Origin of the sequence: Bradyrhizobium sp. CCGB12, assembly GCF_024199845.1 — a bacterium.
Lineage (GTDB): Bacteria > Pseudomonadota > Alphaproteobacteria > Rhizobiales > Xanthobacteraceae > Bradyrhizobium.
Genome location: NZ_JANADO010000001.1, coordinates 6,346,036 through 6,362,601 on the forward strand (window position 1 = coordinate 6,346,036; position 16,566 = coordinate 6,362,601).

19 protein-coding genes are annotated in these 16,566 nt (G+C 64.2%); 13 read left to right on the plus strand and 6 right to left on the minus strand.

The features are described from left to right. Positions 1-8: 8 nt before the first annotated feature. Together NLM27_RS29070 and NLM27_RS29075 are read right to left on the minus strand one after the other, a co-directional pair. A complete protein-coding gene (locus tag NLM27_RS29070) occupies positions 9-506 on the minus strand; it encodes a pilus assembly protein N-terminal domain-containing protein (RefSeq protein WP_254146537.1) in 498 nt (165 codons plus the stop codon). A gap of 178 nt (positions 507-684) precedes the next feature. Continuing rightward, positions 685-1,512, minus strand: coding sequence for a sterol desaturase family protein (locus NLM27_RS29075; protein WP_254146538.1), 828 nt, complete (start codon positions 1,510-1,512; stop codon positions 685-687). A 265-nt stretch (positions 1,513-1,777) separates the two neighbouring features. Here NLM27_RS29075 and NLM27_RS29080 point away from each other — a divergent pair, with 265 nt between their 5' ends. The 10 genes from NLM27_RS29080 (at position 1,778) to NLM27_RS29125 (ending at position 10,699) form a co-directional block, all read left to right on the plus strand. Further along, positions 1,778-1,942, plus strand: coding sequence for a Flp family type IVb pilin (locus tag NLM27_RS29080; RefSeq protein ID WP_166813093.1), 165 nt, complete (start codon positions 1,778-1,780; stop codon positions 1,940-1,942). 70 nt (positions 1,943-2,012) lie between these two features. Further along, positions 2,013-2,159, plus strand: a complete 147-nt coding sequence (locus tag NLM27_RS29085) for a hypothetical protein (RefSeq protein WP_254146539.1) — start codon at positions 2,013-2,015, stop codon at positions 2,157-2,159. Between the two features lie 119 nt (positions 2,160-2,278). Then, positions 2,279-2,803 carry a prepilin peptidase gene (locus NLM27_RS29090; RefSeq protein ID WP_254146540.1) on the plus strand — a complete coding sequence of 175 codons (525 nt, stop codon included), beginning with the start codon at positions 2,279-2,281 and terminating at the stop codon, positions 2,801-2,803. 128 nt (positions 2,804-2,931) lie between these two features. Next, positions 2,932-3,729 (plus strand): Flp pilus assembly protein CpaB, encoded by a 798-nt coding sequence (gene cpaB, locus NLM27_RS29095; protein WP_254146541.1) that lies wholly within the window; start codon positions 2,932-2,934, stop codon positions 3,727-3,729. Beyond that, the gene (locus NLM27_RS29100; RefSeq protein WP_254146542.1) at positions 3,726-5,216 is read left to right on the plus strand and encodes a type II and III secretion system protein family protein; all 1,491 of its coding nucleotides are present in this window, start codon (positions 3,726-3,728) and stop codon (positions 5,214-5,216) included. Before cpaB ends, NLM27_RS29100 begins: the two co-directional genes overlap by 4 nt. 20 nt (positions 5,217-5,236) lie before the next feature. Then, a complete protein-coding gene (locus tag NLM27_RS29105) occupies positions 5,237-5,971 on the plus strand; it encodes a CpaD family pilus assembly protein (RefSeq protein WP_254146543.1) in 735 nt (244 codons plus the stop codon). Beyond that, positions 5,968-7,233 (plus strand): AAA family ATPase, encoded by a 1,266-nt coding sequence (locus NLM27_RS29110; RefSeq protein WP_254146544.1) that lies wholly within the window; start codon positions 5,968-5,970, stop codon positions 7,231-7,233. Before NLM27_RS29105 ends, NLM27_RS29110 begins: the two co-directional genes overlap by 4 nt. Before the next feature lie 21 nt (positions 7,234-7,254). Beyond that, complete coding sequence (locus tag NLM27_RS29115; RefSeq protein ID WP_254146545.1) at positions 7,255-8,727, plus strand: CpaF family protein; 1,473 nt, start codon at positions 7,255-7,257, stop codon at positions 8,725-8,727. Positions 8,728-8,737: 10 nt separating this feature from the next. After that, positions 8,738-9,715: a type II secretion system F family protein gene (locus NLM27_RS29120; RefSeq protein WP_254146546.1), complete on the plus strand. Its 978-nt coding sequence runs from the start codon at positions 8,738-8,740 to the stop codon at positions 9,713-9,715. Positions 9,716-9,724: 9 nt separating this feature from the next. Then, positions 9,725-10,699, plus strand: a complete 975-nt coding sequence (locus tag NLM27_RS29125) for a type II secretion system F family protein (protein WP_254146547.1) — start codon at positions 9,725-9,727, stop codon at positions 10,697-10,699. Positions 10,700-10,752: 53 nt separating this feature from the next. Here the strand turns inward: NLM27_RS29125 and NLM27_RS29130 are convergent, their stop codons facing one another. Together NLM27_RS29130 and NLM27_RS29135 are read right to left on the minus strand one after the other, a co-directional pair. Continuing rightward, positions 10,753-11,565, minus strand: a complete 813-nt coding sequence (locus NLM27_RS29130; RefSeq protein ID WP_254146548.1) for a tetratricopeptide repeat protein — start codon at positions 11,563-11,565, stop codon at positions 10,753-10,755. 269 nt (positions 11,566-11,834) lie between these two features. After that, positions 11,835-12,038: a hypothetical protein gene (locus NLM27_RS29135; protein WP_254146549.1), complete on the minus strand. Its 204-nt coding sequence runs from the start codon at positions 12,036-12,038 to the stop codon at positions 11,835-11,837. A gap of 202 nt (positions 12,039-12,240) precedes the next feature. Between NLM27_RS29135 and NLM27_RS29140 the strand changes: the two genes are divergently transcribed. Further along, on the plus strand, positions 12,241-13,614 hold the full coding sequence (locus NLM27_RS29140; RefSeq protein ID WP_254146550.1) for a M17 family metallopeptidase: 1,374 nt from the start codon (positions 12,241-12,243) through the stop codon (positions 13,612-13,614). Beyond that, a complete protein-coding gene (locus NLM27_RS29145; RefSeq protein ID WP_254146551.1) occupies positions 13,607-14,461 on the plus strand; it encodes a C40 family peptidase in 855 nt (284 codons plus the stop codon). The genes NLM27_RS29140 and NLM27_RS29145 overlap by 8 nt, the downstream gene beginning before the upstream one ends. A 217-nt stretch (positions 14,462-14,678) precedes the next feature. Here the strand turns inward: NLM27_RS29145 and NLM27_RS29150 are convergent, their stop codons facing one another. Continuing rightward, positions 14,679-14,909, minus strand: coding sequence for a hypothetical protein (locus NLM27_RS29150; protein WP_254146552.1), 231 nt, complete (start codon positions 14,907-14,909; stop codon positions 14,679-14,681). A gap of 118 nt (positions 14,910-15,027) precedes the next feature. Between NLM27_RS29150 and NLM27_RS29155 the strand changes: the two genes are divergently transcribed. Continuing rightward, the gene (locus NLM27_RS29155; protein WP_254146553.1) at positions 15,028-15,258 is read left to right on the plus strand and encodes a hypothetical protein; all 231 of its coding nucleotides are present in this window, start codon (positions 15,028-15,030) and stop codon (positions 15,256-15,258) included. Between the two features lie 104 nt (positions 15,259-15,362). Here NLM27_RS29155 and NLM27_RS29160 read toward each other — a convergent pair whose 3' ends face one another. After that, positions 15,363-16,553 (minus strand): OpgC family protein, encoded by a 1,191-nt coding sequence (locus NLM27_RS29160; protein WP_254146554.1) that lies wholly within the window; start codon positions 16,551-16,553, stop codon positions 15,363-15,365. Between the last annotated feature and the right edge of the window lie 13 nt (positions 16,554-16,566).

A 16,566-nucleotide genomic window follows, 5' to 3' on the forward strand; every position in this document is an offset into this window, starting at 1 on the left:
TGTCTTGGCTAATTTGTCTTGGCGCCGCCACCTGCAGCCCCGCTGGCATTGTTGCTCAGCGAACCTGCCTGGCTCATCGTGTGGTTGAAGAAGTTGTCGCTGTCGCCGAGCGTCAGACGACGCTGGCAAATCGGCATGCAGCTGTAGGACTCGCGCTCGATCCCGCGATAGACGGTGACGAGCCGGTCGCTCGGACCTTCGACCTGGATCTGGCGGTCGACCAGGATCTCGCCGCCCCGATCGAGCGCGATGAAATTGGTCGCACCATAGCCCTTCCCGGTCACGACGAGCATGCCGCCGGGCTGCAGCGTGACGTCCGCGATCAGGGGATTGCCGACCACGATGGTCGCGACCTTGCCGGGGAGCCGGACCAGCTTGGCCTGGTCGACATTGACGGCGATGGTATCGGCGGTGGGCTCGGCAAGGCCGGCACCAGGCGAGGCCAGCACCGCAGCCGCAACCAGAAGGCCGACGCGCGCATGACGGCGCAGCAACTCTTTACGCATTACACTTACCCCCGGGACGTCACAAACCGGCAGAAACGACCAGATCAACAGCGGAGCCGGTGCCCGACCCGGCTAACCTGCCCTTAATTCGTGAACGTTCCGCAAACTCGCCGGCTATTGTTTGAAGGGACTGGCACTTTGTGGCCCTCGAAGACCGTTGACGCTGCGAACCAATGTCCTAGCGGCGGAACGGATAGGCGAGCTGGCCGCCGATTTCCTTCGGCATTGTCGCTTCGTCCTTGCCGTAGTCCTGCGGCAGTCTGCCCTCCGGCATACGGAAGGTGCCGAACAGCACGTCCCAGATCGGGAACGTCCCGGCAAAATTGGTGTCGCCGCCCTCTTCGAGCGAGGTGTGGTGCCAGCGGTGGAACACCGGCGTCGCCAGCACGTATCTGAATGGCCCGAAGGTCCAGTTCAGATTGGCGTGCACGAAGGCCGAGTGGAAGGTGGTGAACGGCCCGACCCAGATCATGACGTTCGGGGAGATACCGGCCATCAGCAGCACGACGTCAACGCCAATCGTCCCGAGCATGAGATTGACCGGGTGGAAGCGCGCCGCGGAAATCCAGCCGATTTCCTCCGACGAATGATGGATGGCGTGGTACTTCCAGAAACCGCCGTCGTGGAAAAGCCGGTGCAGCCAGTACAGCATGAAATCGGACAGCACCAGGAACAGCACGGCCTGCAGCCACAACGGCAGCTGTGCCAGCGGGCCATGGCCATTGTCGTAGAAGGCGATGAGCTCGTCGGCATCGTGAATGTTGAAGACGGCGCCGGCACCGACGATCAGCAATCCGATCCGCATGGTGCGGGCAAACACCGGAACGAAGAACCAGTAGCAGATGTCGGTGAGGATCTCGCGCTTGCGCCACCACGGCGCGCCGGGATTGCAGGCCCAGAAATGCTCGAGCACCGTGAAGACTGCCGCGAGCGCGAGGGTGACGGGGACCATCTTTTGGATGGTCTCGCCGAGCATCAGGGCGACTTGCATGGGCAGGCTCGACATCGTCGCCTCACTTCCGAATTGATGGTCTCCTAGGCCTACTCCGCGAAATTTAAGGGAGGGTGAAGCCGGCAGCGCGCGTGCGCTGCATTCGGATCCAGACCGAATTTCGACTGCCGCCTTAAGGCGAAATTCACTCTGGCCAAAAGCATCGTGACTCGAGCGGGTTTGCGCGATCGAATTAACTCTACCGAAAGAGCTCGGATCTCATGCTCATTGCGTCAAAGACAGCGCCGAACGAGGCGATCCCACCAGACGGAGTTTGTTCATGAAGAACCTGATTGCGCGTTTCGCGAAGGATGAATCCGGCGCCACCGCCATCGAATACGGCCTGATCGCCGCCGGCATCGCGCTGGCCATCATCACCGTCGTCAACAATCTCGGCAGCTCGCTGAACACCAAGTTCGGCTCGATCAGCACTTCGCTGAAGTAAGCAACCGACGAGCGACCGCAAAAGCCCCGGACCTCCGGGGCCTTTGTTTTTCTGAAGACGGCGAGTTCCAGTGGCGTTGCGCGAGTACAGAACCGAGGCCGTGGTCGCGGCGAACGAGGCGGAGGCGGCGCATGCCGGCTCGCCGGCCTATTGGGTCTGCCTTGCGCTGCTGGTTGCGACGGTCGTGCTCGCCGTGCGCATTGCCAGCCTCTGGTGAGCAGGCTTTCCGCGGGTCCAGCCTCGCCGCCCGGCCGCCGTTGTCGGTTTGTTTAGCAACTGCCGGCTAGCATCGCCGCCGCCAGCTTCCGCGAACAACCAGGCCTCAAGACGCAGCCCATGATCCTCGACCTTGCGCGCCTTCTGCTCTTCCCGGCCCTCATTGCGTTCGCGGCTGCGAGCGATCTCTTCACGATGACGATCTCGAACCGCGTGTCGCTGGCGCTGGTCGCGGGCTTCTTCGCCCTCGCGCTCGCCGGTGGCATGGCACCTTACGAGATGCTGAGCCATGTCGGAGCCGGCGCACTTCTGCTGGTCGCGGCCTTCGCCTGCTTTGCGATGGGCTGGGTGGGCGGCGGCGATGCCAAGGTCGCGGCCTCGGTCGCACTCTGGTTCGGCTTTGCACATCTGATGAACTTCCTGCTCTACGCCTCGCTGTTCGGCGGGGCGCTGACGCTGCTCCTGCTCCAGTTCCGGCAATGGCCGCTGCCCTACGGGCTGGCGGGCCAGGCCTGGCTCGCACGGCTGCACGCCAAGGAGAGCGGCATTCCCTACGGCATCGCGCTCGCACTGAGCGCGCTGATGGTCTACCCGGAGACCGAATGGGTGAAGGCGATCGACCTCGCTCACCTCGCACTGCGCTGAACGCACCGGGTAAACCCGGCGTTAAGGCGATTTAGATACGCCTCATTAACCATGCTTTGACGAATAGCTGGTCAACTGCCGATTACGGCGGCGTCAGCGTCGCGGCGTTTTGTTGGAAAGTGAAGCGTATGAATAGGGCACGCATTGTCGTCCTGGCGGTCGCCATCTGCGCCGGCGGCGTCGCCGCGTACCTGGCGAGCGGCTCTGACAATTCCGCGCCGCCTCCCGCTCCGGTCGCGCAGCTTCCGACCGTCGACGTCCTCGTGGCCAAGAACGACATCGGCCTTGGCCAGACCGTCAAGCCGGAAGACGTGCAATGGCAGACCTGGCCGGCGGCGACCGCCAGCGCCACCTTCATTCGCCGCAATGAGCGTCCCGAGGGAGCGACACAGGTGGCCGGCTCGATCGCGCGCGCGCCCTTCATCCAGGGCGAGCCGATCCGCGACCAGAAGCTGGTCAAGGCCGAGGGCTCAGGCTTCATGGCGGCAATCCTGCCGACCGGCATGCGGGCGATCTCGACCGAAATCTCGCCGGAGACCGGCGCGGGCGGCTTCATCCTGCCCAATGACCGTGTCGATGTGATCCTCACGCGCCGCCTCAAGAATCCGGACCAGAGCACCGGCGCTCCCGACATCGTCACCTCCGAGATCATCCTGGCCAACATCCGCGTCCTCGCGATCGACCAGGCGCCGAAGGAGAAGGACGGCCAGAACACGGTGGTCGGCAAGACCGTGACCCTGGAACTCAATGCCGCGCAGACTCAGGCGCTTTCATCGGCCCGCCAGGCCGGAACGCTGTCGCTGGCACTGCGCAGCATAGCCGACGTCAAGATGAGCGAGATCACGCTCGACGAGTCCGCGCAGAAGCGCGACGGCGTTTCGATCATTCGCTACGGCATTCCAAGTCAGACGGCGAAAGCACGATGAAGACAGTCGATATAAAGTACAGGGCGAATGCAGCAATGATGCGAACCTCTATGGTCCGCGCCCTGTCGTTTTCGGCCGCCCTCGCGCTGGCGCTCAACCCGGTGCTGACCCCCGTGGTCGCTGCCGACTACCGTCCCATGGCACAGGCCGCGGCTGACGGCCAGATGAACGCGCGTTTCCTGTCGCTCGGGGTCGGCAAGTCCATCGTGATCGACCTGCCGCGCGACATCAAGGACGTGCTGGTGGCCGACCCCAAGATCGCCAATGCGGTGGTCCGCTCGGCGCAACGCGCCTACATCATCGGCGCCACGGTCGGCCAGACCAACATCGTGTTCTTCGATTCCGCCGGCCAGCAGATTGCGGCCTACGACATCGCGGTCAAGCGCGACCTCAACGGCGTGCGCGCCGCGCTGAAGCAGATCCTGCCCAATTCCGACATCCAGATCGACGGCCTCGGCGACGGCATCGTCCTGACCGGCACGGCAGCAAATCCGTTGGAAGCGCAGCAGGCAAACGATCTCGCCGCGCGCCTAGCCGGCGGCGCCGACAAGGTGGTGAACTCGATCGTGGTTCGCGGCCGCGACCAGGTCATGCTCAAGGTGACGGTGGCCGAGGTCCAGCGCAACATCGTCAAGCAGCTCGGCATCGACCTCACCGCGAACCTGAACTACGGCACCTCCGTGGTGAGCTTCACCAACTCCAACCCCTTCACGGCCCTTGGCCGCAACCTGGTCGACGGCAACAACCTGACCACGAAGTTCGGCGCAACACCGTCCGTGCAGGCCACTCTGCGGGCGATGGAGACCGCGGGCGTGATCCGTACGCTGGCCGAGCCGAACCTGACCGCGATCTCCGGCGAGTCCGCGACCTTCATCGCCGGCGGCGAGTTCCCGGTGCCGGCAGGCTACGCGTGCGATCCCGTCACGCACGTCTGTACCACCCAGATCAGCTTCAAGAAATTCGGCATCTCGCTCAACTTCACGCCGGTGGTGCTGAGCGAAGGCAAGATCAGCCTGCGCGTGATGACGGAAGTCTCGGAGCTGTCGAACGAGAATGCGATCACGCTGTCCCAGGCCGTGAGCTCGACGTCGGTGAACTCGCTGACGGTGCCCTCGATCAGGACCCGCCGCGCCGAGACCTCGCTGGAAATTCCCTCGGGCGGCGCGATGGCGATGGCCGGCCTGATCCAGCAGCAGACCAAGCAGGCGGTCAGCGGTTTGCCGGGACTGATGCAGCTTCCGATCCTCGGTACGCTGTTCCGCAGCCGCGACTTCGTCAACAACGCGACCGAGCTGGTCGTGATCGTGACGCCCTATGTCGTTCGCGCGGTCGCGCAAAAGGATCTGTCGCGGCCGGATGACGGCTTCGCCGCGCCTGCCGATCCGCAGGCCGAACTGATCGGCAACATCAACCGCATCTACGGCGTGCCCGGCCGGACCGAACCGGCCAGAAACTACCGCGGCACCTACGGCTTCATCACCGACTGAAGCGGAACGGGGACTTCACGATGATCAAAAGACCACCCCAGCTTCGCAAACGCGCCATCCGCCTCGGTGGCGCGCTCGTCGGCCTGGCGCTCGCCCTCGGCGGCTGCCAGCACGACGAAGCGGTCACCGCCTCCATTCCCGACGACTACAAGCAGCGCCATCCGATCGCGATCGAGGAGCAGAATCGCTCGATCGTCGTCTTCGTCGGTCACGCGCGCGGCGGCCTGACCCCCGCCCAGCGCGCCGACGTGATGGGCGTCGCATCGGCCTGGCTGCGCGAAGGCACCGGCGCCATCCGTATCGACGTGCCATCCGGCACGCCAAACGCGCGTCCGGTTGCGGACACCATGCGTGAGATCCAGGCGATGCTGGCGGCGGCAGGCGTTCCGCCGCGCGGTGTCATCGCTCGCCCCTACCAGCCGGAAGACAAGCGCTTCCTGCCGCCGATCCGGCTCACTTACTCCAAGATAGCCGCGGTCGCGGGTCCCTGCGGCCTGTGGCCTGACGACATCGGCCCCTCCTTGAAGAACAGGAGCTGGTTCGAGAACAAGGACTATTACAATTACGGCTGCGCCTATCAGCGCAACCTTGCGGCGATGGTCGACAACCCCAGCGATCTTGAGCAGCCCAGACCTGAAACGCCGCCCTACATGGCGCGTCGGACCACGGCCATGGAGAAGTATCGCAAGGGAACGACGACGGCGACCACCTATCCCGAAGCCGACAAGGCCAAACTCAGCGACACCGGCAAATGATCAGCTACGCCCGCCAACCTCAAGAAGAGCCGGAGACCCCGCCCCCGCCGGTCGAGGAGCATATTGCACCCTCGCCGCGTGTCTCGGTGCAGGCGTTCTGCGAGACCGTGGAGACCGCCGCCGCGGTGCAGTCGGCCGGCGAGGATCGCCGTCTCGGCAAGGCCCATCTGAAGATCCAGATGGGCGGCATGGCGGCGGCGATCGAAGCCTATCGCTCGGCCCCGACCCCGAACGTGATCGTGCTCGAGAGCGACGGCCGCAACGACCTCCTGGGCGGGCTCGACCAGCTCGCCACCGTCTGCGACGCCGGCACCCGCGTGGTCGTGATCGGCCGCATCAACGACGTCATGCTCTACCGCGAACTGGTGCGCCGCGGTGTCAGCGACTACGTGCTCGCGCCGGTCGGCGCGATCGACGTCGTGCGCTCGATCTGCAACCTGTTCTCGGCCCCCGAAGCCAAGGCGGTCGGCCGCATCATTGCCGTGGTCGGCGCCAAGGGCGGCGTCGGCGCTTCCACCATCTCCCACAACGTCGCCTGGGCGATCGCCCGCGACCTTGCGATGGATGCGGTCGTCGCCGATCTCGACCTCGCCTTCGGTACCGCCGGCCTCGACTACAACCAGGACCCACCGCAGGGCATTGCCGACGCCGTGTTCTCACCGGATCGCGTCGACACGGCTTTCATCGACCGCCTGCTGTCGAAATGCACCGACCATCTCAGCCTGCTGGCGGCCCCTGCGACGCTCGACCGGGTCTATGACTTCGGCTCCGACGCCTTCGATGCCGTGTTCGACACGCTACGCTCCACAATGCCCTGCATCGTGCTCGACATCCCGCACCAATGGTCGGGCTGGACCAAGCGCGCCTTGATCGGAGCGGACGACATCCTGATCGTGGCCGCGCCCGACCTCGCCAATCTGCGCAATACCAAGAACCTGGTCGATCTGTTGAAGGCCTCGCGCCCCAACGACCGCCCGCCGCTCTACTGCCTGAACCAGGTCGGCGTCCCGAAACGGCCCGAGATCGCTGCCGCGGAATTCGCCAAGGCGATCGAGAGCCAGCCGGTCGCCTCGATCCCGTTCGAGCCGCAGATCTTCGGCTCGGCAGCCAACAACGGCCAGATGATCGCGGAGATCTCGGCCAATCATAAGTCGATCGAGATGTTCCTTCAGATCGCCCAGCGCCTGACCGGCCGCAGCGAGACGAAGAAACAAAAGTCGTCCTTGTTTTCACCCCTGATTGAGAAGTTGCGGGGAAAATAGGCCGCCGCATGGAGTTGTTAAGTGTTCGGTAAGCGTAGCGGAACAGACACCGACCTTCGGGCTCCCAAGCCCGGCGCCGTGTCGCTCGAGTCTTCCCAGGCTCCGGCGCCGACGGTGTCGCGCGCCCCGCCCCCACCGGCCATCGCCTCGCCGCCGCTTGCCCCTGCCAAGGCCGCGCCGCCGCCTCCCGCCATGGAGAGCCGGCGCTCGGACAATTATTACGAGGTCAAGGCGACCATCTTCGGCGCGCTGATCGAGGCCATCGACCTCGCCCAGCTCGCCAAGCTCGATTCCGAGTCCGCCCGCGAGGAAATCCGCGACATCGTCAACGAGATCATCGCGATCAAGAACATCGTGATGTCGATCGCCGAGCAGGAGGAGCTGCTCGACGACATCTGCAACGACGTGCTCGGCTACGGCCCGCTGGAGCCTCTGCTCGCGCGCGACGACATCGCGGACATCATGGTGAACGGCGCCGGCACCGTCTTCATCGAAGTCGGCGGCAAGATCCAGCGCACCGGCATCCGTTTTCGCGACAACCAGCAGCTCCTCAATATCTGTCAGCGCATCGTCAGCCAGGTCGGACGCCGCGTCGACGAATCCTCACCGATCTGCGACGCGCGCCTCGCCGACGGATCCCGCGTCAACGCCATCGTGCCGCCGCTCGCGATCGACGGTCCCGCCCTCACCATCCGAAAATTCAAGAAGGACAAGCTGACGCTCGATCAGCTCGTCAAGTTCGGCGCGATCTCGCCGGAAGGCGCCGAGATCCTCCAGATCATCGGCCGGGTCCGCTGCAACGTGCTGATCTCCGGCGGTACCGGCTCGGGCAAGACGACGCTGCTCAACTGTCTGACCAACTACATCGAGCACGACGAGCGGGTCATCACCTGCGAGGACGCCGCCGAGCTCCAACTCCAGCAGCCTCACGTGGTGCGGCTCGAAACCCGCCCGCCCAACATCGAGGGCGAGGGCCAGGTCACCATGCGCGAGCTGGTACGCAACTGCCTGCGCATGCGGCCCGAACGCATCATCGTCGGCGAAGTCCGTGGACCCGAGGCGTTCGACCTGCTTCAGGCCATGAACACCGGCCATGACGGCTCGATGGGCACGCTCCACGCCAACAATCCGCGCGAGGCGCTGTCCCGCTGTGAATCCATGATCACCATGGGCGGCTTTTCGCTGCCTTCGCGCACCATCCGCGAGATGATCTGCGCCTCGATCGACGTCATCGTCCAGGCCGCGCGCCTGCGCGACGGCTCGCGCCGCATCACCCACGTCACAGAAGTGATGGGCATGGAAGGCGACACCATCATCACCCAGGACATCTTCCTCTACGACCTGATCGGCGAAGACGCCAACGGCAAGATCATCGGCCGGCACCGCTCGACCGGCATCGGCCGCCCGAAGTTCTGGGAACGCGCCCGCTACTACGGCGAGGAGAAGCGGCTTGCCGCCGCGCTCGACGCCGCAGAAGTGGCGCCGGCAAATTGAGCAGGTCGCCATGAACATGCAGGTCCTCGCCCTCGCCTTTCTCGCCACCGCCGCCGTCGGCGGCATCGCATGGGTCTTCCTCTATCCCCTCCTGTCCGGAGAGCGGAAGGCCGAAAGCCGCCGCGCCTCGGTCGCGCGTGCCGACGCGCCCGCGGCCAAGCAGACCGAGAAGAGCCAACGATCACGCCGTGAGCAGGTCGAGACTTCGCTCAAGGATCTCGAAGCGCGGCGTCAGCAGGAGAGGAGCGTTCCGCTCAGCGTCCGCATCTCGCAGGCAGGGCTCGACTGGACCCCGCAGAAATTCTGGATCGTGTCCGCCGTCGTGGCGGGCGTGCTGTTCGCGGCTGCGATGTTCGTCGGAGGCGGTTTGCTGGGCGCCACAGGCCTCGCTTTTGCCGGCGGCTTCGGCCTGCCGCGCTGGGCATTGGGTTTCCTCAAGAAGCGTCGCGAGACCAAGTTCCTGGCGGCGCTGCCCGATGCGGTCGACGTGATCGTCCGCGGCATCAAGGCGGGCCTGCCGCTGTTCGAGTCGATCAAGGTCGTCGCCGCCGATTCCCCGGAGCCGCTGCGCAGCGAATTCCTCCAGATCATCGAAACCCAGGCGATCGGCATGCCGCTCGGAGAGGCCTGTACGCGGCTCTATGAGCGCATGCCGCTGCCGGAAGCGAATTTCTTCGGCATCGTGATCTCGATCCAGCAGAAGTCGGGCGGCAACCTCTCCGAAGCGCTCGGCAACCTCTCCAAGGTGCTGCGCGACCGCAAGAAGATGAAGGAGAAGATTCAGGCGATGTCGATGGAGGCAAAGGCTTCGGCCGGCATCATCGGCTCGCTGCCGCCGATCGTGATGTTCCTCGTCTATCTCACGACGCCGCACTATATCTCGCTGCTTTGGACCCACCCCACCGGCCAGCTCATGCTGGTCGGCTGCGTCGTCTGGATGTCGATCGGCATCATGGTGATGAAGAAGATGATCAACTTCGATTTCTGACGGTGCCGTATGGTCGAGTTTCTCGTTTCGAAGCTACATGACGTCCGCTTCATGACCATGCTGCTGGCGGCCGTTGCCGCCAGCGCCACCGTCTATACGCTGGTGATGCCGCTGTTTGCCGGCGAGGGACTCTCCAAGCGCATGAAGGCGGTGGCGAGCGAGCGTGAACGCCTCCGGCAGCGCGAGCGCGAGCGCCTCAACAAGAACGAAAAGGTCTCGCTGCGCCAGACGCCGAAGCAGCTCGTCTCCAAGGTCGTCGAAGATTTCAACCTCACCAAATGGCTCGCGCAGGAAGCCGCCCGCGACAAGCTCATCATGGCGGGCTACCGCGGCCAGGCTCCCTACGTCACGTTCCTGTTTGCTCGCATGGTCGCTCCCATCGGGCTCTTCATCGGTAGCGCCATCTACGTCTTCCTGATCGCGCACATGCAGCAGTCGATGCCGATCAAGATCGGCATCTGCGTCGGCGCGGCCTATCTCGGCCTCCAGGCGCCGATGCTGTTCCTCAAGAACGCGATCTCCAAGCGCCAGCTCTCGATCAAGCGCGCCTTTCCCGACGCGCTCGACCTGCTGCTGATCTGCATCGAATCCGGCATGTCGGTCGAAATGGCGTTCCGGAAGGTCGCTACCGAGATCGTCGGCCAATCGATTGCGCTGTCGGAGGAATTCGCGCTGACCACGGCCGAACTATCCTACTTGCAGGACCGGAAGATGGCCTATGAGAACCTGGCGCGACGCACCGGGCTCGAGGGCGTCAAATCGGTCTGTCTCGCGCTTCAGCAGGCGGAGCGATACGGCACGCCGCTCGGGCATTCCCTGCGCGTCATGGCGCAGGAAAACCGCGACATGCGCATGAATGAGGCCGAGAAGAAGGCCGCTGCGCTGCCGCCGAAGTTGACGGTGCCGATGATCCTGTTCTTCCTGCCGGTGCTGTTCGTCGTCATTCTCGGACCGACCGGCATCAAGATCACCGAGTTGCACTGACGCGAGAGGTCGCGCGGTCCGCCGGCGACATCAAATGGCAGAGATCAGTCCGATCAGTCGGACTGGCTGAGCGAGGCCACCGGGGTCCGCTTCGCTGCGCCGCGCGGGGCGTCGTTGCGGTTCAGCATGTCCTTGAGATAGGCGACGTTGGCTGCGGCCTGGTCCGGCGGCAGGTCCGCCTTTACGATGGTCTCGGCCTCGGCGAAGCGGCCTTGCAGACCGACGACCAGAGCGAGATTCTGCCGCACCCGGGCGCTCGCGCGCGGTGAGGCGTAAGCCTGCCGCAGCGCCTCTTCGGCCTTGGGCAGGTTCCTCGTCAACATGTAGGACAGGCCGAGATTGGAAAGCACGCCGGGATCACCGGGCGCGATCTTCAGAGCGCTCGCATAATAGGAGCGCGCCTCGTCGTGGCGGCCCATCTGGTCGAGCGCGGTGCCCTGCACCGAGAGCAGGCGCCAGTCCGGATTGTCGGGCGAATGCGCCTTCGACAGCACGTCGAAAGCCTGTTGGAAGTTGCCGTTGTCGGCGAGCGCGCGGCCGTACTGGGCGAGCAGCGTCTTGTTACCGGGATTGGCGATGGTCGCCTGCTCGAGCACGGCGGCGGCCTGGGCACGCTGACCATTGGCGCGCAGGGCCTGGCCATAGGCGAGCGCAGCGTCGGCATCCCTGGGGTTGGCACGATAGCGCTCGCCATAGACTTCGGCGGCGCGCGCGGGATCGGTGGGAGCGGCTTCCGCGCGCGGCCCGATCGAGCCCGTGACGTCGGAGAGCTTCGACATGCCCGTGCAGCCGCCGAGGCCGATAGCCACTGCCGCGACCAGCGAGGTGGACGCAAGAAGCCGGGCAAGACTGAACCGTTGACGCATGACGCCTTGACTCTCGAGCCGATTGATCGAGCCGAACACGCCAGCAATAGACTGTTAACCCTAACGGGCGGTTAACGTCAGCCTGCCTGCCCCTCATGATGGCAAGATGCGGAGGCGCTTCGCCGCCAAGGCCGAGATCGAGGCCGAGATCGAGGCCGAGCAGCTCACCGACAGCAACCGCGGCGCTAGTAAAGTCCTGCGGCCGCGCTCTCGTGAACGGCAGTTAAAATGCATGCTCTGGAAAATGTGCAGCGTTTCGTCCCGTCCGATCAATATTCGATGGCGAGCCGCTTGCGGATTTCATCGACGCGCTTGTCCAGGGCATCGAACCGCGCGTGCACGGAGCGGTCGTGGAGATAGAAAACGTAGCCGCCGGCAAGGAAGGCGAAGATCCAATGATGATGTTCGACATAGCCAAAAATCACCTCGATGGCCTGGCCGACGAATGTGACCACGCTCCACACAACTTCCATCGCAATTCCTCCCGGCAGGCTTCGTCGTCGGTCGCCGGCGATCCCACACCCTGGCGGCCGTCCCCGAAACCTAGCATGGCCCCCATGCTGCGAGTAGCAGCCCAGCGAGCGGTGACGGCAAAGCCGATTGCAGCGGCGGCGAAACTCTGCGAAGTCTCGTCCGTTCGAACGACCTTCTTGATCTGACGATCCGGACCCGCCAATGCCTTCTGTCTTCGAGACGTCGCCGACCGCCATCCCGATCACCTTCGTTACCAAATCGAGCTGGGATCGGGTCGCCGAGACGCTGCAGCCGACGCAACGCCAGTTCGCCACCGCGAGCGCCTTTGCCGCCAAGCCCGGCGGCTACCTCGCGCTGCCCGCGCCGGACGGCGCGATTGCGCAGGTGCTGTTCGGCCTCGAGGACGAGGGCGCCAGATCGCGCGACCTGTTCCGCCCGGGCGCCTTGCCCGGGCTGCTGCCGCCGGGCACCTATCGCTTTGCCAATGCGCCCCACGATGCACGTCTCGCAGCGCTGGCCTTCGCGCTCGGCAGCTACCGTTTCGCCCGCTACCGCAAGGCCGACAGGCCCGACGTCCGGCTGGTGCCGCCTGAAGGCGTCGATCCGACTGACATCGATCGCATGGCAGACGCGGCGATGCTGGCGCGCGATCTCATCAACACACCGGCCAACGACATGGGACCGGAGGAGCTTGCCGCGGCCGCGCAGGCGCTCGCCGCCGAGTTCGGCGCAAGTTTCGCCTGCACCATCGGCGAGGATCTGAAGACGAATTTTCCGCTGATCCATGCCGTCGGCATGGCCTCGGACCGCGCGCCACGGCTGATCGACATCGGCTGGGGCGATCCTTCGCATCCGAAGGTGACACTGGTTGGCAAGGGCGTTTGCTTCGACACCGGCGGGCTCGACCTCAAGCCGTCGAGCGGCATGCTGATCATGAAGAAGGACATGGGCGGCGCCGCCAACGTGCTGGCGCTCGCGCGCATGGTGATGGATGCGAAGCTGAAGGTGCGGCTGCGCGTGCTGATTCCGGCCGTAGAAAACGCGGTCGCCGGCAATGCCTTCCGCCCGCTCGACATCTTCACCTCACGCAAGGGCATCACGGTCGAGATCGGCAATACCGACGCCGAGGGCCGCCTCGTGCTTGCCGATGCGCTGGCGCTCGCCGACGAGGAGAAACCGGATCTGCTGATCGATCTGGGCACGCTGACCGGCGCGGCCCGCGTCGCGCTGGGGCCGGATTTACCGCCCTTTTACACCAATGATGAGACGCTCGCCGCCGACGTCGCGCGCTGCGCGGTGAAGGAGAACGATCCGTTGTGGCGCATGCCGCTGTGGCCGCCTTACGATGCCTGGCTGGACTCCAAGACCGCCACCATCACCAACGCGCCGTCCGGCGGCTTCGCCGGCTCGATCACCTGCGCGCTGTTCCTGCAGCGCTTCGTCGAGCACGCCAGGAGTTGGCTGCATGTCGACATCTATGGCTGGACGCCGTCGGCGAAGCCGGCACGGCCCGAAGGCGGCGAATGCCAGGCCGCACGCGCGCTCTACACATTGCTGAGCGAACGCTATGCATGACCCAAGATACGATCCAAGGCTGACGCCGGCGCGGGGCGACCTCGCCGCGAAATATCTCGAAGGCAAGGTCGAGGCGGATCGCTTCGTCACCGGCGAGGAATCCGAGGTGATCGAGGCGATCGCGCCGGTGCGCGAGCAGCCATCCCAAAACGCGATGCTGATGACGGAGGCGCTGCGCGGCGAGCGCGTCACCATCTACGATCGCAACGGCGAAGGCTGGGCCTGGGGCCAGCTCAATGGCGACGGCTATGTCGGCTGGCTTCCCGACGCAGCCCTGGCGCACCCCGCGGCGACGCCGACCCACACCGTCAGTGCACTCCGGACGTTTGCATTCCCCGGCCCCTCGATCAAGCTGCCGCCGTCCGATACGCTGGTATTGGGATCAAAGCTCACAATCGTGCGCGAGGACGGCACCTTCGCGGTGACGCGCGAAGGAACGTTCTTGCCGAGGGCCCATCTCGCTCCGCTCGATCATCACGAGCCGGATTTCGTCACTGTGGCCGAGCGCTTCGTCGGCACGCCCTATCTCTGGGGCGGCAAGAGCAGTTTTGGCATCGACTGCTCGGGCCTGGTGCAGGTCTCGCTGACATCAGCAGGCATCGGCTGCCCGCGCGACAGCGACATGCAGCAGGCCGGCCTCGGTCGCGCGTTGGAGTCGCATGAGCGAAGCAAACTGCAACGCGGCGATCTGATCTTCTGGAAGGGCCATGTCGCCATCGTCCGCGACGCCAGCACCATGGTTCACGCCAATGCCCATCACATGGCGACGGTGATCGAGCCGATCGAGCCGGCGATCGCACGAATCAAGGCGGCGGGGAGCGACGTCGCCGCGACCAAGCGGCTGTAGGACGTGTATCGAGCGGACCGTAAACGTGGCCCCAGTTCTCGGTATCCGAACAGGTTTCGGACGCGATTGCTGACGTAACGGAACCCCTCATTTTCTACGCACGGTCCCGCCGCAATCCGCACTCGAAAGGCCACTCTCACCCGGGCAAATAGACACCTCGCGGCGCAGCTACGGAACAACGTTACATCTGAGGGGATCTGCGGAACGAAACGCGGTGTCAGTCTTTCTTTGCCTTTGGGAGGTGCCCATGAGTTCTCAGGCCAGAGAAGGTGCGTGTGCGTTCGCTTGGCGAAACCACTTGCTGCTCCACAGCGGCATCAGCGAGAACGACAACAGGCGTTCCGCCCTCTACCGCTACATCGCCAATCTTCGCAATACCGGCGAAGAGGATTTCGATCTCTTGCAAATAGCCGCAGTCGCCTACTTGAAAAAGCTGGATGAACTGCATGACGACCAATGTGCGCGACTTGCGGCAGATCAAGTTTTGGCCGAGTGTTTAGAAGCACGCAATACGCAACCCAAGGAGGTGACTTTAGGCCATAACACCGGAGCGAAGGAGGAACACCATGGCAGACAAGACCACGACTACGAACCATCTCGCGGGCGACCCGCAACGGCGCATCGCCGCAGCGACAGCCATCGGCATGAACGCCTTGAAGCCGATGATCCACTTTCAGGCCTCAATGCTGAGGATGTGGGCCGATAGCATTGAGAAGCTCGCGGGCAATTACGACAAGAAATTGGAAGAAACAGCGACCACGGTCGAGGAACGATCAGACAAGGAGCGCGCCGCGTAAATCGACGCGACTGATCATGAATGCGTCGCGCCGGCTTTCCTCTCGGAAGGCGCGGCCGAGATGGTCGCACGCCGGTCTTGGGCGAAGTCTTGGGCGAAAAGGTTTCACCCGCCCAACATCTTGGGAATGCCGGCCCGACCTTCTCGATCGGGAGCGCCAGTGGGAGCGGTCGCCAGCTTGTTGTTGATCGTATTCAGCAGCCTCGCGACGAGAATCATCATCAGTATCCCGGCAATGCTGAGCACGATCTGCATCGCAAGCCCCCCGGAGATGTCGAGCAGCGCAAGGTGGCCGGCAAGCGCCAGGAGCACGCCGAGACAATAGATCGGCAGCGAATTCTCACCGCAACACTTCGCGCAGTGCAGCACCGGCGTCGATAGTCCGCGCCAATTTCTTGGAATGAGTCGCAACACCAAGATTGCAAGGGCCAGAAAATGCAGCAACCGCAACGGACTAAGGTTGGACTTGTCCTGCGGAAACAGCAGAGCCGTCAAGGATTGCGGAACCGGCGGCTTGATGCCCCAACTCAGTGCAAGAACCAAGCTGAAAGCCAAATAGAAAGCAGCAAGAGCAAGCACCGTGCGCGACATCACCCAGGGTCGGATTGTTTCTCCCGAGATGACGCACCACGCACCCAGCACGAAGAGAAGCTGCCAAGCCAGCGGATTGAAGAACCAGACGCCGTTGGGCCAGGCTGGAACACTCCATCCGAATGCATGCACGAGTGCATAGAGCAAGAAGGAGACTCCAAGCGTTACGTTTGGTGCTCGCAGCATCAGCCACAGCAGTGGCGCGAATAACACGTGAAACATCACGAAAACTGGCAAGACGTCGGTATTGACGGGGCGGTATTGGAGGATTGCAGCGTGCGCCAGCGTCGGCCCCGGATCCTCGAGGAGGATTCGCGTATTGCTCTCGTCGGCAAGATCATCGCTCCCCGCGACGTAGACGAGGACGGCGCAGGCAAGCGTGAGCAGCAGAAACGCGGCGTAGATGTCCCATCCCCGTCGCAGCGAACGGCCGATCGTACCGCTCCAGCCCTCCCGCTGCTGTGCCCTGCCGTAGGCCAGCGCACAGGTCACGCCCGAGATGAACATGAATATCTCGGCAGCATCGCAGAAGCCGTAGCTGCGCGGTGTCAGCCAGCTTCCGATGTTGTTTGGAACATGGTCAAGAAAGATCCACCACAGCGCGATCCCCCGACAAACATCGATGCGCAGGTCGCGGCCATCGGCCCGCAACTCCGGCGGGGTTTCGCCGATCAACCGCTTTGAGGTGTGAACTCTATCATGCATCTGCTGACCTACC